Below are 14,839 nucleotides of genomic sequence, written 5' to 3' on the forward strand. Positions count from 1 at the left end.
GGTCTCCACGGAGTTGTCCACAGGCCCCGCGTGGTGTCCGAGACCTTCGATACGGTCGGCACATGTCCAACCTGGCAGTGGTCGAAGGTGTCCTGGAGCGGATCACCTACGCCAACGAGGAAAGCGGGTACACCGTCGCCCGTGTCGACACCGGCCGGGGCGCCGGTGATCTGCTCACGGTCGTCGGCTCGCTGCTCGGCGCCCAGCCGGGGGAGTCGCTGCGGATGGAGGGCCGCTGGGGCTCCCATCCCCAGTACGGCAGACAGTTCACCTGCGAGAACTTCACCACGGTCCTGCCCGCCACCATCCAGGGCATCCGCCGCTATCTCGGCTCCGGTCTCATCAAGGGCATCGGCCCCCGGATCGCCGAGCGCATCGTCGACCACTTCGGCACGGACACCCTCGACGTCATCGAGACCGAGCCGAAGCGGCTCGTCGAGGTGCCCGGCCTCGGCCCGAAGCGCACGAAGCTGATCGGCACGGCCTGGGAGGAGCAGAAGGCGATCAAGGAGGTCATGATCTTCCTCCAGAGCGTCGGCGTCTCGACCTCCATCGCCGTCCGTATCTACAAGAAGTACGGGGACGCCTCGATCTCCGTGGTGAAGAACCTCCCGTACCGGCTCGCCGCCGACGTCTGGGGCATCGGCTTCCTCACCGCCGACCGGATCGCCCAGGCCGTCGGCATCCCGCACGACAGCCCCGACCGGGTGCGCGCCGGGCTCCAGTACGCGCTGTCGCAGTCCACCGACCAGGGCCACTGCTTCCTGCCGGAGGAACGCCTCATCGCCGACGCCGTGAAGCTGCTCCAGGTGGACACGGGCCTGGTCATCGACTGTCTGGGGGAGCTCGCCGAGGACCCCGAAGGGGTCGTACGGGAGAAGGTCCCCGGCCCCGAGGGGCTGCCCGTCACGGGGGTGTACCTGATCCCGTTCCACCGGGCCGAGCTGTCCCTCGCGGGGCAGGTCCGCCGTCTCCTCGGCGCCGAGGAGGACCGGATGCCGGGCTTCGGGGACGTGGACTGGGACAAGGCGCTGGCCTGGCTGGCCCGGCGGACCGGGGCGTCGCTCGCCCCGGAGCAGGAACAGGCGGTACGGCTCGCGCTGACCCGCAAGGTCGCGGTGCTCACCGGCGGCCCCGGCTGCGGCAAGTCGTTCACGGTCCGCTCGATCGTGGAGCTGGCCCGGGCCAAGCGGGCCAAGGTCGTCCTCGCCGCGCCCACCGGCCGGGCCGCGAAGCGGCTCGCGGAGCTGACCGGAGCCGAGGCGTCGACCGTGCACCGGCTCCTGGAGCTGAAACCGGGCGGGGACGCGGCGTACGACCGGGACCGCCCCCTCGACGCCGACCTGGTGGTGGTCGACGAGGCGTCCATGCTGGACCTGCTGCTCGCGAACAAGCTCGTGAAGGCGGTGGCACCCGGTGCCCATCTGCTGCTCGTGGGGGACGTGGACCAGCTGCCGTCGGTCGGCGCCGGCGAGGTCCTGGGGGATCTGCTGACACCCGGCAGCCCCGTCCCGGCGGTCCGGCTGACCCGGATCTTCCGGCAGGCCCAGCAGTCCGGGGTGGTCACCAACGCGCACCGGATCAACGCGGGCGCCCCGCCCGTCACCACCGGTCTGACGGACTTCTTCCTTTTCGCCGAGGAAGAGACCGAGGACGCCGCCCGGGTCGCCGTGGAGGTCGCCGCCCGCCGGATCCCGGCGAAGTTCGGGCTCGACCCGCGCCGGGACGTACAGGTCCTCGCCCCCATGCACCGGGGCCCCGCCGGCGCCGGCGCGCTCAACGGACTGCTCCAGCAGGCCGTCACCCCCGCCCGCCCCGACCTGCCCGAGAAGCGGTTCGGCGGCCGGGTCTTCCGGGTCGGCGACAAGGTCACCCAGATCCGCAACAACTACGAGAAGGGCGCCAACGGCGTCTTCAACGGCACGGTCGGCGTCGTGACCTCCCTCGACGCGGACGAGCAGCGGCTCGTCGTCCGCACGGACGAGGACGAGGAGGTGCCGTACGACTTCGACGAGCTGGACGAGCTGGCCCATGCCTACGCTGTGACCATCCACCGCTCGCAGGGCAGCGAGTACCCGGCCGTGGTGATCCCGGTCACCACCAGCGCCTGGACGATGCTCCAGCGCAATCTGCTCTACACGGCCGTCACCCGGGCCCGGAAGCTCGTGGTGCTGGTCGGCTCCCGTCGGGCGATCGCCCAGGCCGTCCGTACGGTCTCCGCCGGACGGCGCTTTACCGCACTCGCGTACCGGCTCACAGGGGGTGCTCTCGTGTGAAAGATCACGAGGGGCTTTCGGAACCGGGGCGAAGGGGGCAGGATATGCAGGTTGGCGGCACTGAGTGCCGCCAATTGGCCCAATGGTCGACCCCGAGTGCACTCTCCTGAGCCAAATGGGGGATGGTAGAGACAGTCAGGGCACCTCGAAGAAGAGGCACTACGTCGGTGAGGGATGACGTGAGCGACAACTCTGTAGTACTGCGGTACGCGGACGGTGAATACACCTACCCGGTGGTCGAGAGCACCGTCGGCGACAAGGGCTTCGACATCGGGAAGCTCCGAGCCCAGACCGGTCTGGTCACCCTGGACAGCGGATACGGCAACACCGCCGCCTATAAATCCGCCATCACCTACCTGGACGGCGAGCAGGGCATCCTGCGGTACCGCGGCTACCCGATCGAGCAGCTCGCCGAGCAGTCCAGCTTCCTGGAGGTGGCCTACCTCCTGATCAACGGCGAGCTCCCCACCGGGGACGAGCTCACGGTCTTCCAGAACGAGATCACCCAGCACACGCTGGTCCACGAGGACGTCAAGAACTTCTTCCGCGGCTTCCCGCGTGACGCCCACCCGATGGCCATGCTGTCGTCCGTGGTCTCCGCGCTGTCCACCTTCTACCAGGACAGCCACAACCCGTTCGACGAGGAGCAGCGTCACCTCTCCACGATCCGGCTGCTGGCCAAGCTGCCGACGATCGCGGCGTACGCGTACAAGAAGTCGATCGGTCACCCGTTCGTCTACCCGCGCAACGACCTGGGCTACGTCGAGAACTTCCTGCGCATGACCTTCTCGGTCCCGGCCCAGGAGTACGACCTCGACCCGGTCGTCGTCTCGGCGCTCAACAAGCTGCTGATCCTGCACGCGGACCACGAGCAGAACTGCTCGACCTCCACGGTCCGTCTGGTCGGCTCCTCGCAGGCGAACATGTTCGCCTCGATCTCCGCCGGCATCTCGGCCCTGTGGGGCCCGCTGCACGGTGGCGCCAACCAGTCCGTCCTGGAGATGCTCGAGGGCATCAAGGCCAACGGTGGCGACGTCGACGCCTTCATCACCAAGGTGAAGAACAAGGAGGACGGCGTCCGCCTGATGGGCTTCGGCCACCGGGTGTACAAGTCCTTCGACCCGCGCGCCAAGATCATCAAGGCGGCGGCGCACGACGTCCTGAAGGCCCTCGGCAAGTCCGACGAGCTGCTGGACATCGCGCTCAAGCTCGAAGAGCACGCGCTCTCCGACGAGTACTTCGTCTCGCGCAACCTCTACCCGAACGTGGACTTCTACACGGGTCTGATCTACCGCGCCATGGGCTTCCCGACCGAGATGTTCACGGTCCTCTTCGCCCTCGGCCGCCTCCCCGGCTGGATCGCCCAGTGGCACGAGATGATCAAGGAGCCGGGTTCCCGCATTGGCCGCCCGCGCCAGATCTACACCGGCGTCGTCGAGCGCGACTTCGTCCCGGTCGAGGCCCGCTGAAGCCAGACCCGCCGAGGTCAGGTCCACCGAGGGCAGGTCCCCTGAAGTCAGGCATGCCGAAGCGCGGTCCGCTGAGCGAGACCCGCCGAAGCGGCCCGGCCCCTCGGGTCAGGCCCGCCGAAGCCCACTGTGACGGAGCCCGGCCCGCCGTGCCGCGGCCGGCGGCTCCGTCATCCGGCGAAGGTTCTTGAGGCTTGAGGCGTGAGACCCGAAGCCCGAGGCTTCGAGGTTCCGGGGCCGGACTCCATCCGGGTCCGGCCCCGCGCCGTATAAGCGGAAGCGCCCCGCCGTCGATCCCCCCACGGGTCGACGAACGGGGCGCTTCCCATATCCCGGTGCGGATTCCCCCCACGGGATCCGGGCCGGGCGCCGGTCGGCGCGGTCTGCCGGGGTACGTACGGGAGGGCCGCTCAAAGCTCCCCTGTGCACGTGCCCCGGCCGCGCTTGCCTGGGACGTCCCCCAAGACATCCCATGAACGTCCCCCAAGACGTTCTTGGCATCGCCCACTTAGACTCGCGAACGGCCCAGATGGTTACCCCCCAATATCTGTGATCTAGATCTCTTTGGGAAGGTCTCGCGGCGTCACGGGCGGGTCAATTTCACGGACGGGCCGGCCGCCCCCGCCCGCCGCCCCGGCCGGCGGCCGGACAGCTCAGGAAAAACGCCGCAGCCGCAGGCTGTTGGTCACCACGAACACCGACGAGAAGGCCATCGCGAGCCCCGCGATCATCGGGTTGAGCAGCCCGGCGGCGGCCAGCGGCAGGGCGGCCACGTTGTAGCCGAAGGCCCAGCCCAGATTCCCCTTGATCGTCGCGAGGGTGCGCCGGGACAGCCGGATCGCGTCGGCCGCGACCCGCAGGTCGCCTCGTACCAGCGTCAGATCGCTCGCCTCGATCGCGGCGTCCGTGCCGGTGCCCATCGCCAGGCCCAGATCGGCCGTGGCCAGCGCGGCGGCGTCGTTCACCCCGTCGCCGACCATCGCGACCACCCGGCCCTCGGCCTGGAGCCGGCGGACCACGTCCACCTTGTCCTCGGGCAGCACCTCGGCGATCACCTCGTCGATGCCGACCTCCGCCGCCACCCGCTCGGCCACGCTCCGCGCGTCCCCGGTCAGCAGCACCGGCCGCAGCCCGAGCCCCCGCAGCCGTTCGACCGCCTCCGCGCTGGTCTCCTTGACGGCGTCGGCGACCGTCAGCGTGCCGCGCGCCCGCCCGTCCCAGGCAACGTGCACCACGCCCGGCGCCGCCTGCCCCGGCACCTCGATCCCCTCGGCGGCGAGCAGCGCGGCCCGCCCGACCAGGACCAGATGACCGTCGACGGAGCCGCGCACCCCGAGCCCCGGCACGTTTTCGAAGGTCTTCGGTACGGGCAGCTCGCCCACCACCGCGACCGCGCCGGCCACGACGGCCCGCGCCACCGGGTGCTCGGAGGCGTGCTCCAGGGCGCCCGCGAGCCGCAGCAGCTCCGCCTCGTCCGTACCGCCGGAGCCGTACGCGCCCCCGTACACATGCGTCCCCGTCAGCTCCATCCGGCCGGTGGTGACCGTGCCCGTCTTGTCGAGCACGACGGTGTCGACCTTGCGGGTGGACTCCAGGACCTCCGGGCCCTTGATGAGGATGCCGAGCTGGGCGCCCCGGCCGGTGCCGACCATGAGGGCGGTCGGGGTGGCGAGGCCGAGGGCGCAGGGGCAGGCGATGATCAGGACGGCGACGGCGGCGGTGAAGGCGGCCGTGACCTCGCCGGTCAGCAGCAGCCAGGCGATCAGGGTGCCCAGCGCGATCAGGATGACCACGGGCACGAACACGGCCGAGATCCGGTCGGCGAGCCGCTGCACCTCCGCCTTGCCGTTCTGGGCGTCCTCGACCAGCCTGGCCATCCGGGCCAGCTGGGTGTCGGCGCCGACCCGGGTGGCCTCGACGACCAGCCGGCCCGAGGCATTGACGCAGCCGCCGGTGACGATGTCGCCGGGGCGCACGTCGACCGGGACGGACTCGCCGGTCAGCATGGACGTGTCCACGGCGGACGCGCCCTCCGTCACGGTGCCGTCGGTGGCGATCTTCTCGCCCGGACGGACGACGAAACGGTCCCCGACCCGCAGCGCGCCGACCGGGACCCGTACCTCACCGCCCTGCCGGAGCACCGCCACGTCCTTGGCGCCGAGCCGCAGCAGGGCGTGCAGGGCGGCACCGGCCCGGCGCTTGGCGCGGGCCTCCAGATAGCGGCCGAGCAGGATGAAGGTGACGACCCCGGCGGCGACCTCCAGATAGATGGTGGAGGAGGCGTGCTCGCGCGAGGCGGTGAGGTCGAAGCCGTGCCGCATCCCGGGCATGCCGGCGTCGCCGAGGAACAGCGCCCACAGCGACCAGCCGAAGGCGGCGAGGGTGCCGACCGAGACGAGGGTGTCCATGGTGGCGGCGCCGTGCCGCAGATTGGTCCAGGCGGCGCGGTGGAAGGGCAGCCCGCCCCAGACCACGACGGGCGCGGCGAGGGTGAGGCTCAGCCACTGCCAGTGGTCGAACTGGAGGGCCGGGACCATGGCGAGGAGGACGACCGGCAGCGCGAGTACGGCGCAGACGGTGAGCCGCTGCCGCAGCGCGGCGGTCTCGGGGTCGGTGTCGTCCCCGGTGCCGCCCTTGGCGCCGTTGCCGGGTCCGTCCTCCGCTTCCGGCCCCGGCCCCGGCTCCGGATCAGGTTCGGGTTCCGGGGGCGGCGGTTCGGTCGCGGTGTAGCCGGTCTTGACGACGGTGGCGATCAGATCGGTGACCGGGATGTCCACGGGGTGTTCGACGCGGGCCTTCTCGGTGGCGTAGTTGACACTCGCGGTCACCCCCTCCATCCGGTTGAGCTTCTTCTCGACGCGGGCCGCGCAGGACGCGCAGGTCATCCCGCCGATCGTGAGCTCGGTGATCGTGGAGGTCATGGCGGTTCCAAACAGGAGCAGGGCCGTACGTAGTCACCGTACGGCCCTGCGGAGGCGAGACGCGGAGCGCCTCGGGCCGGACAGGGGTCCGGCCGGGTGCGGCCCGGGGGGCCGGGGTGCGAGACCCCGGGTCCGCGGATCCGCGCCGGGGTCTCAGGCGAGGCCCACCAGCTCGTAACCGGCCTCGTCGACGGCGGCGCGGACGGCCTCCTCGTCGAGCGGGGCGGCGGAGACCACGGTGACCAGGCCGGTGGCGGCGACCGAGGCGACCGAGGAGACGCCCTCGATCTCGGAGATCTCGCTGTTGATCGCGCCCTCGCAGTGGCCGCAGGTCATGCCCTTGACCTGGTAGACGGTGGTGACGCCGCCGGCCGTCTCCGCCGCCTCGGCCGCACCGCCGTGGCACGAGCCGGTGGGGGAGCAGCAGGAAGCGGTGGCCTGCGGGAGTTCGGTCCTGGTCTCGGCGGTCATGGGCATTCTCCTCTTCGAGGCGGTGCACTGGGGTGTGCGGATCCGCGCTACGCGGGCCGCACGCCGTACTTACCATCCACTGTACCCCTAGGGGGTATGTGTCGCGGTGCCGGGCCGGGCGCGCCGGGTGGGTGGGGGAGCGGGCCGGGCGGACAGCGGAGTTGCATGCCGTGCCGTCGGGGGCGGCGGGCGAGGCCCCGTGCCGCGGGGGTGGGCGGTGCGGGGCCTCGGGGGAGCCGGGTGCGGCGTGCGGGAAGGCGGGGGTGTCAGGCTTCCCGGCGGCTGCGGTTGCCGGGGCGGTTCGCGACCCAGCAGCGGATCGTGTCCGCGTACCAGAACGGCTTGCCCGACTCGACGTGGTCGGGCGTCGGCAGCAGGCCGTGTTTCCGGTACGAGCGGACGGTGTCCGGCTGCACCCTGATGTGCGCGGCGATGTCCTTGTACGACCAGAGCTTTCTGTCCGTCATGCGTGGCACCTCTCCTGCGTGCTGCCCGGCGGCCGCGACGGCGGGGGGAGGCCGTCGCGGGGAAGGCCGCCGGGAGTCACCGGTGATCACGGGCGATCACCGAGCCTGTGCCCGGGGAACGGATCCTCACCTCGGGAGGACCGCGGCTGTCGGCTGTTTGTGACAGAAACACCGAGAAAGGGAGACATGTGTGACGAAGGCGGTACGGAGGCCGCCCGCGTGGCGAGGCGGGCCGGGGACCGGGGGCGGTCGAGGGCGGCGCGCGGGCGCGGACCCCGCGCGCTCCAGGGGTGGTCCGGCTCCCGGGATCAGACTCCGCAGGAGCGGAGGAAGCGGCGGGTGCGTTCGGCGATCGGGTACGGCCGGTCCGGCTCGCACGGGTACATGTCCTGTTCCACGATGGCGAACAGGTCGACGTCCAGGGCCCCGGCCGCGGCCAGCACCGGTTCGAGCGCCGGCACCCCGGCCGGCGGCTCGCACATCACGCCCCGCGCCACCGCCGGTCCGAACGGCAGCTCCTCGGCGACCACCTGGGCCAGCACCCCGGGGTCGACCTGCTTGAGGTGGAGGTAGCCGATCCGCTCGCCGTACGTCTCGATCAGCTTGACGCTGTCGCCGCCGCAGTACACGTAGTGCCCGGTGTCCAGGCACAGGGACACGTCACGGGAGTCGGTCGCGTCGAGGAAACGGGTCACGTTCTCCTCGGTGTCGAGATGGGTGTCGGCGTGCGGATGGACGACGATCCGCAGGCCGTAACTCTCCCGGACCTCGCGGCCGAGCCGCTCGGTCAGCCGGGTCAGCTGCCGCCACTGCTCGGCCGTGAGGGTGCGGTCCTCCAGGACCGCGCCGGTCCGGTCGTCGCGCCAGAACGACGGGATGACGACCAGGTGTTCGGCGCCCATCGCCTGGGCGAGCGCGGCGTTCTCGGCGACGTGCAGCCAGGTGCGGTCCCAGACGTCCGGGCCGTGGTGCAGCCCGGTGAACACGGTCGCCGCCGAGACCCGCAGCCCCCGGTGGGCGGTCTCCTCGGCGAGGACGGCGGGGTCGGTGGGCAGATAGCCGTACGGCCCGAGCTCGATCCACCGGTAGCCGGCGCCCGCCACCTCGTCGAGGAACCGCTGCCACGGCACCTGCCGCGGATCGTCCGGGAACCAGACACCCCAGGAGTCCGGGGCGGAGCCGACCCGGATGCGGGACGACGGCGTCTGGTTCGTCGGGTTCGTCATGAACGCCACCCTGGCGCCGCCCGCGACGGAGCGTCAAGCACCCCGGGGAAGCCGGGCGGTGCGGCACGCGGCCACAAGGGCGGGGAAGACGTTGACACGGCCCGGGGGCGTGGATAGATCTGGGGGCCTGGGCCCACAGGGGCGGACGGGGCCGTGGCGAGAGGTGGCGGACATGGCGTCGGAGCCGAACGAGCGGTCATATGCCCCGCTGGAGGGCAGGCCGTACGGGGCATATGACCGTCCTGAGGGGCAGCCAAGTGAGGCATATGCCCAGTCGCGCAACGGCCCGCACCACGGCCCGCGCGAGAGCCCGCGCGAGAGCCCGCGCGAGAGCCCGCACGGGACCGGCGCGTACGAGGGCCCGTACGAAGACCCGCACGAGGACCGGCAGGCGATCCCGCAGGCGATCCCGTACGGCGGCCCCTACGACCTGATCACCATGGGCCGGCTCGGCGTGGACCTCTATCCGCTGCGCGCCGGAGTGGGTCTGGACCGGGTCGAGACCTTCGGCCGGTTCCTCGGCGGATCCCCGGCGAACGTCGCCGTCGCGGCGGCACGGCTCGGGCGGAACACCGCGCTCGTGAGCCGGACCGGGGCCGACCCGTTCGGCACGTACCTCCGCCGCGAACTGCACGAGTCCGGGGTGGACGCGCGCTGGGTGACCGAGGTCGCGGACCAGCCCACGCCGATCACCTTCTGCGAGATCTTCCCGCCCGACCACTTCCCGATCCACTTCTACCGCCGCCCGAAGGCCCCGGATCTGGAGATCCACGCGCGCGAACTCGACCTGCCCGCCCTCCGGGCCGCCCGCGCCTTCTGGATGACCGGCACCGGACTGAGCGCCGAGCCCAGCCGGACGGCCACCCTGACCGCGCTCCGCGCCCGGGCCGAAGGGGCCGAAGGGGGTGGGGGAACCGTTCAGGACGACCAGGAGACGTTCACCGTCTTCGACCTGGACTGGCGCCCCGCCCTCTGGGACGACGGCGACACCCCCGCCGACCAGGCCCGGCCGCTCTACCGGGAGGCCCTGCGCCACGCCACGGTCGCCGTCGGCAACGCCGACGAGTGCGCCGTCGCGACCGGCGAGCACGAGCCGTACGCCGCCGCCCGCGCCCTGCTCGCCACGGGGGTGCGTCTCGCCGTCGTGAAGCTGGGCCCCAAGGGGGTCCTCGCGCTCGCCGCCGACGGCACCCGCGCCGAGGTCCCGCCGCTCCCGGTGGACGTGGTCAACGGCCTCGGCGCGGGCGACGCGTTCGGCGGCGCGCTCGTCCACGGTCTGCTGGCCGGCTGGGACCTGGAGCGGACACTGCGGTACGCGAACGCGGCCGGCGCGATCGTCGCGGGACGTCTCGCCTGCTCGGCCGCGATGCCGTCCGGGGACGAGATCGCCCGCGCCCTGGCCGCCGGCACCGGCTCGATCCCGGCCCCCGCAGGTCAGGGGCCCGTGGAACCGCCCCCGGCCTCCACCCGTCGGGCGCCCCTCGAACCGATCCCCGACCCCGCCCCCCCGGGAAGACCACCAGGAAGATCCCCGGGAAGCCCCTGACGCGCCCCGGGGCCCCGCCCCCGAGATCACCCGGAACCCGGCCCGCCGCCGGTGAGGGCGCCGGGACAACGGGTAGGCACACCACCATGAACGCCACGACCCGCCCGTCACACCTCCACCTCCCCGCCGGGAGCGCCGCCCGAGGCCCGTACGCCGTCGACATCGACCCCGCGCGGGCCGGCTGGACGTACAGCTCGCTGCGCGTGCTCGACCTGCCGCCGGGCGGAACGCACGAGTTCGAGACAGGTGTCCGTGAATGGGTGGTGCTTCCCCTGTCCGGGAGCGGTACGGTGCGCGCAGACGGGGAGGAATTTGAACTCGCGGGCCGTTTGGGCGTGTTCGACGGTGTCTCGGACTTCGCCTATGTGCCCGTGGACTCCCGCGTCCAGATCGCCTCCGGCGCGGGAGGCCGCTTCGCTTTGGCAGGAGCGAGGTGCGGGCGCAGACTCCCCGCCCGCTACGGCCCCGCGCCGGAGGTCCCCGTCGAGACGCGCGGCACCGGCGGCCAGGCCCGCGAGGTGCGCAACTTCGCGGCGGCGGGCGTCTTCCCCTGTGACCGGCTGATCGCCGTCGAGGTGATCACCCCGGGCGGCAATTGGTCCTCGTATCCGCCGCACAAGCACGACGAGCACCTTCCCGGCGAGGAGTCCGTCCTGGAGGAGATCTACTACTACGAGGTGGCCGGCCCGCCGCACGGCTACGCCTACCAGCGCGTCACCCCCTCCCGCCCGGGCGGCGCCGAGCTCCTCGCCGAGGTCCGCACCGGCGACGCCGTCCTCGTCCCCGACGGCTGGCACGGCCCGTCGGTCGCCCAGCCCGGACACGATCTCTACTACCTGAACGTCATGGCCGGCCCCGGCCCCGGGCGGGAGTGGCGGATCCGCTTTCACCCCGACCACACGGAGGGATACCAGTGACGCGCTCGCGCTCCACCGTCGCCCAGGCCCTGGTGCGTTTCCTCGCCGCGCAGTACACCGAACGCGACGGCGTCCGGCGCCGGCTGATCACCGCCACCTGGGGCATCTTCGGGCACGGCAACGTCGCCGGGATCGGCCAGGCGCTCGTCGAGTACCCCGGCCTCATGCCGTACCACCAGGGTCGCAACGAGCAGGCCATGGTGCACGCGGCCGTCGGCTACGCCCGCCAGTCGAACCGCCTCCAGACCCACGCCGTCACCACCTCCATCGGCCCCGGCGCCACCAATCTCGTCACCGGGGCGGCCCTCGCCACCGTCAACCGGCTGCCCGTCCTGCTGCTCCCCGGCGACACCTTCGCCACCCGCCCCGCCGACCCCGTCCTCCAGCAGCTCGAAGTCCCCTACGCGGGCGAGGTGTCCGTCAACGACTGTCTGCGCCCCGTCTCGAAGTACTTCGACCGTGTCACCCGCCCCGAGGCGCTGATCCCGGCCGCGCTCGCCGCGATGCGGGTCCTCACCGACCCGGCCGAGACCGGCGCCGTCACCCTCGCGCTGCCGCAGGACGTGCAGGCGGAGGCGCACGACTGGCCGGAGGAGTTCTTCGCCGAACGCACCTGGACCGTCCGCCGCCCGAGGCCCGACACCGCCGAACTCGACGCCGCCGTAAGGGCGGTGAGGTCGGCCCGGCGCCCGATGATCATCGCGGGCGGGGGAGTGAAGCACAGCGCTGCCGAGGACGCCCTGCGCACCCTCGCCGAGCGGGTCTGCCTGCCCGTCGCCACCACCCAGGCGGGCAAGGGCGTCCTGCCGTGGGACCACCGCTGCGACGCCGGCGGCATCGGTCACACCGGCACCGGAACCGCCAACGCGCTCGCCCGCACCAGCGACCTCGTCATCGGCGTCGGCACCCGCTACACCGACTTCACCACCGCCTCCGGCACCCTCTTCCGCCCCGGCACCCGTTTCCTCAACCTCAACATCACCGGCGTCGACGCCCACAAGCAGGCCGCGACGCTGCCGCTCGTCGCCGACGCCCGCGAGGGACTGACCGCGCTGACCGAGGCCCTTGGCGACCATCAGCAGCATGCCGTGCAGTGGATCTTCTCCAAGCAGGACTGGCAGGAGCGCACCGACGCCGTCTACGCCGCACCCGACCCGCGCGCCCGCCCCACCCAGATCCAGGTGCTCGGCGTTCTCGACAGCCTGGTCACCGCCGACGACATCCTGATCAACGCGGCGGGTTCGCTCCCCGGCGACCTGCACCGGCTGTGGCGCGCCCGGTCGTCCGACCAGTACCACGTCGAATACGGCTACTCCTGCATGGGCTACGAGATCCCCGCGGCCATCGGCGTCGCCCTCGCCGCACCCGGCCGGCCCGTCTGGGCGCTCGTCGGCGACGGCACGTACTTGATGAACCCCACCGAACTCGTCACCGCCGTCCAGGAGGAACTGCCGATCAAGGTCGTGATCCTGCAGAACCACGGCTACGCCTCCATCGGCGGCCTGTCCGAGGCGGTCGGCGCCGAGCGCTACGGCACCGACTACCGCCGGCGCGACGGCGGCGGCGGCTTCACCGGCCCGCCGCTCCCCGTCGACCTGGCCGCCAACGCCGCCTCCCTCGGGATGCGCGTCCTGCGCGCCCACACCGTGCGTGACCTGCGGGAAGCTCTCGCCGACGCCCGGGAGGCGACGGTTCCCACATGTGTCTACGCGGAGACCGAAACGGCAGACAGTGTGTCGGGCGCGCCCTCCGGCGGGGCATGGTGGGATGTGCCCGTGGCCGCGACGTCGACCCGCCCGTCGGCGGTCGGGGCCCGCGAGGAGTACGAACGGCACGTCACCGCCCGGCGCCGCCATCTCTGAAGGAGTAACTCGTCATGACGAAGACCGTCCACCACTGGATCGGTGGCAAGACCGTCGAGGGCACGTCGGGCAACTGGGGCCCGGTCACCGACCCGGCCACGGGCGCCGTCACCACGCAGGTGGCGCTGGCGTCCGCCGAGGAAGTCGACACCGCCGTCGCCGCGGCGAAGGCCGCCTTCGAGACCTGGGGCACCTCCTCGCTCGCCCAGCGCACCACGATCCTCTTCAAGTTCCGCGCGCTGCTCGACGCCAACCGCGACGCCATCGCCGAGCTGATCGTCGCCGAGCACGGCAAGGTCCACTCCGACGCGCTCGGCGAGGTCGCCCGCGGCCTGGAGATCGTCGAGCTGGCCTGCGGCATCACCACCCAGCTCAAGGGCGAGCTGTCCACCCAGGTGTCCAGCCGCGTCGACGTCGCCTCGATCCGCCAGCCGGTGGGCGTGGTGGCGGGCATCACGCCGTTCAACTTCCCGGCCATGGTGCCGATGTGGATGTTCCCGATCGCCATCGCGTGCGGCAACACCTTCGTGCTGAAGCCGAGCGAGAAGGACCCGTCGCCGGCCATGAAGATCGCCGAGCTGCTGGCCGAGGCCGGCCTGCCGGACGGTGTCTTCAACGTCGTCCACGGTGACAAGGTCGCCGTCGACCGCCTCCTGGAGCACCCGGACGTCACCGCGATCTCCTTCGTCGGCTCGACCCCGATCGCCCGCTACATCCACACCACCGCCTCGGCCAACGGCAAGCGCGTCCAGGCGCTCGGCGGCGCGAAGAACCACATGCTGGTCCTGCCCGACGCCGACCTCGACGCGGCGGCCGACGCCGCCGTCTCCGCCGCCTACGGCTCCGCCGGCGAGCGCTGCATGGCGATCTCCACGGTCGTCGCCGTCGGCTCGGTCGGCGACGAGCTGGTCCAGAAGATCCGCGAGCGCGCCGAGAAGATCAAGATCGGCCCCGGCAACGACCCGACCTCCGAGATGGGCCCGCTCATCACGGCCGTCCACCGCGACAAGGTCGCCTCCTACGTGCACGGCGCGGCGGCCGAGGGCTGCGAGGTCGTCCTCGACGGCACCGGGTACACCGTCGACGGCTACGAGAACGGCCACTGGATCGGCCTCTCCCTGCTCGACCACGTCCCGACCACGGCCAAGGCGTACCAGGACGAGATCTTCGGCCCGGTGCTGTGCGTCCTGCGCGCCGAGACGTACGAGGAGGGCCTGGCCCTCATCAACGCCTCCCCGTTCGGCAACGGCACCGCCATCTTCACCCGCGACGGCGGCGCCGCCCGCCGCTTCCAGCTGGAGGTCGAGGCGGGCATGGTCGGCGTCAACGTGCCGATCCCGGTCCCGGTGGGCTACCACTCCTTCGGCGGCTGGAAGGACTCGCTCTTCGGCGACCACCACATCTACGGCAACGACGGCGTCCACTTCTACACCCGCGGCAAGGTCGTCACCACCCGCTGGCCGGACCCGGCGGACGCCTCGACGGGCGTGGACCTCGGCTTCCCTCGCAACCACTGACACCCTCGGCGTCACCTTCGCGGACCCCTGCGGCCTCTGGCCGGCGGGGGTCCGCGCATTTCCGTTCGGGGGGCGGGAGTTGCTGCCCGGAGCCGGGGCGCCTTGACCGTGATCGCGAACGGACGGGAGCATCGTCCGGAACATGGACGACGCTGCCGACCATGACG

The 14,839-nt window shown here is 72.1% G+C and carries 10 protein-coding genes; 6 read left to right on the forward strand and 4 right to left on the reverse strand.

Annotated elements, in window-relative coordinates; translation table 11 throughout:
* Positions 1 to 62: 62 nt before the first annotated feature.
* Both ABZ990_RS17530 and ABZ990_RS17535 read left to right on the forward strand, forming a co-directional pair.
* Positions 63 to 2,276, forward strand: a complete 2,214-nt coding sequence (locus tag ABZ990_RS17530; protein ID WP_361231766.1) for an ATP-dependent RecD-like DNA helicase — start codon at positions 63 to 65, stop codon at positions 2,274 to 2,276.
* 179 nt (positions 2,277 to 2,455) lie between these two features.
* Positions 2,456 to 3,745: a citrate synthase gene (locus ABZ990_RS17535; protein WP_361231768.1), complete on the forward strand. Its 1,290-nt coding sequence runs from the start codon at positions 2,456 to 2,458 to the stop codon at positions 3,743 to 3,745.
* A gap of 653 nt (positions 3,746 to 4,398) precedes the next feature.
* On the opposite strand, the gene ABZ990_RS17540 is transcribed toward ABZ990_RS17535, so the two are convergent.
* The 4 genes from ABZ990_RS17540 to ABZ990_RS17555 form a co-directional block, all read right to left on the reverse strand.
* Positions 4,399 to 6,666 carry a heavy metal translocating P-type ATPase gene (locus ABZ990_RS17540; RefSeq protein ID WP_361231770.1) on the reverse strand — a complete coding sequence of 756 codons (2,268 nt, stop codon included), beginning with the start codon at positions 6,664 to 6,666 and terminating at the stop codon, positions 4,399 to 4,401.
* 153 nt (positions 6,667 to 6,819) lie between these two features.
* Positions 6,820 to 7,137 (reverse strand): heavy-metal-associated domain-containing protein, encoded by a 318-nt coding sequence (locus ABZ990_RS17545; RefSeq protein WP_361231772.1) that lies wholly within the window; start codon positions 7,135 to 7,137, stop codon positions 6,820 to 6,822.
* A 266-nt stretch (positions 7,138 to 7,403) separates the two neighbouring features.
* Entirely contained in the window at positions 7,404 to 7,604 is a 201-nt protein-coding gene (locus ABZ990_RS17550) for a MarR family transcriptional regulator (protein WP_361231774.1), read from the reverse strand.
* 308 nt (positions 7,605 to 7,912) lie between these two features.
* Positions 7,913 to 8,830: a sugar phosphate isomerase/epimerase gene (locus ABZ990_RS17555; protein ID WP_361231776.1), complete on the reverse strand. Its 918-nt coding sequence runs from the start codon at positions 8,828 to 8,830 to the stop codon at positions 7,913 to 7,915.
* A gap of 439 nt (positions 8,831 to 9,269) precedes the next feature.
* On the opposite strand from ABZ990_RS17555, the gene iolC reads away from it, so the two are divergent.
* The 4 genes from iolC to mmsA all read left to right on the forward strand — a co-directional run bounded on the left by iolC (position 9,270) and on the right by mmsA (position 14,672).
* Entirely contained in the window at positions 9,270 to 10,376 is a 1,107-nt protein-coding gene (gene iolC / locus ABZ990_RS17560; protein WP_361231856.1) for a 5-dehydro-2-deoxygluconokinase, read from the forward strand.
* Positions 10,377 to 10,462: 86 nt separating this feature from the next.
* Positions 10,463 to 11,293, forward strand: a complete 831-nt coding sequence (gene iolB, locus ABZ990_RS17565; protein WP_361231778.1) for a 5-deoxy-glucuronate isomerase — start codon at positions 10,463 to 10,465, stop codon at positions 11,291 to 11,293.
* Complete coding sequence (gene iolD / locus ABZ990_RS17570) at positions 11,290 to 13,155, forward strand: 3D-(3,5/4)-trihydroxycyclohexane-1,2-dione acylhydrolase (decyclizing) (protein WP_361231780.1); 1,866 nt, start codon at positions 11,290 to 11,292, stop codon at positions 13,153 to 13,155. Before iolB ends, iolD begins: the two co-directional genes overlap by 4 nt.
* 14 nt (positions 13,156 to 13,169) lie before the next feature.
* A complete protein-coding gene (mmsA, locus tag ABZ990_RS17575; protein WP_361231782.1) occupies positions 13,170 to 14,672 on the forward strand; it encodes a CoA-acylating methylmalonate-semialdehyde dehydrogenase in 1,503 nt (500 codons plus the stop codon).
* Positions 14,673 to 14,839: the final 167 nt, after the last annotated feature.

The organism is Streptomyces sp. NPDC046203, assembly GCF_040646255.1.
Classification (GTDB): Bacteria; Actinomycetota; Actinomycetes; order Streptomycetales; family Streptomycetaceae; genus Streptomyces.

What these genes read in the sequence shown, in the direction of transcription:
- ABZ990_RS17530 (WP_361231766.1), top strand. Translation starts at nt 63, where the DNA reads ATGTCCAACCTGGCAGTGGTCGAAGGTGTCCTGGAGCGGATCACCTAC.
- ABZ990_RS17540 (WP_361231770.1), bottom strand. Translation starts at nt 6,666, where the DNA reads ATGACCTCCACGATCACCGAGCTCACGATCGGCGGGATGACCTGCGCG.
- ABZ990_RS17545 (WP_361231772.1), bottom strand. Translation starts at nt 7,137, where the DNA reads ATGACCGCCGAGACCAGGACCGAACTCCCGCAGGCCACCGCTTCCTGC.
- ABZ990_RS17550 (WP_361231774.1), bottom strand. Translation starts at nt 7,604, where the DNA reads ATGACGGACAGAAAGCTCTGGTCGTACAAGGACATCGCCGCGCACATC.
- ABZ990_RS17555 (WP_361231776.1), bottom strand. Translation starts at nt 8,830, where the DNA reads ATGACGAACCCGACGAACCAGACGCCGTCGTCCCGCATCCGGGTCGGC.
- iolC (WP_361231856.1), top strand. Translation starts at nt 9,270, where the DNA reads ATGGGCCGGCTCGGCGTGGACCTCTATCCGCTGCGCGCCGGAGTGGGT.
- iolB (WP_361231778.1), top strand. Translation starts at nt 10,463, where the DNA reads ATGAACGCCACGACCCGCCCGTCACACCTCCACCTCCCCGCCGGGAGC.
- mmsA (WP_361231782.1), top strand. Translation starts at nt 13,170, where the DNA reads ATGACGAAGACCGTCCACCACTGGATCGGTGGCAAGACCGTCGAGGGC.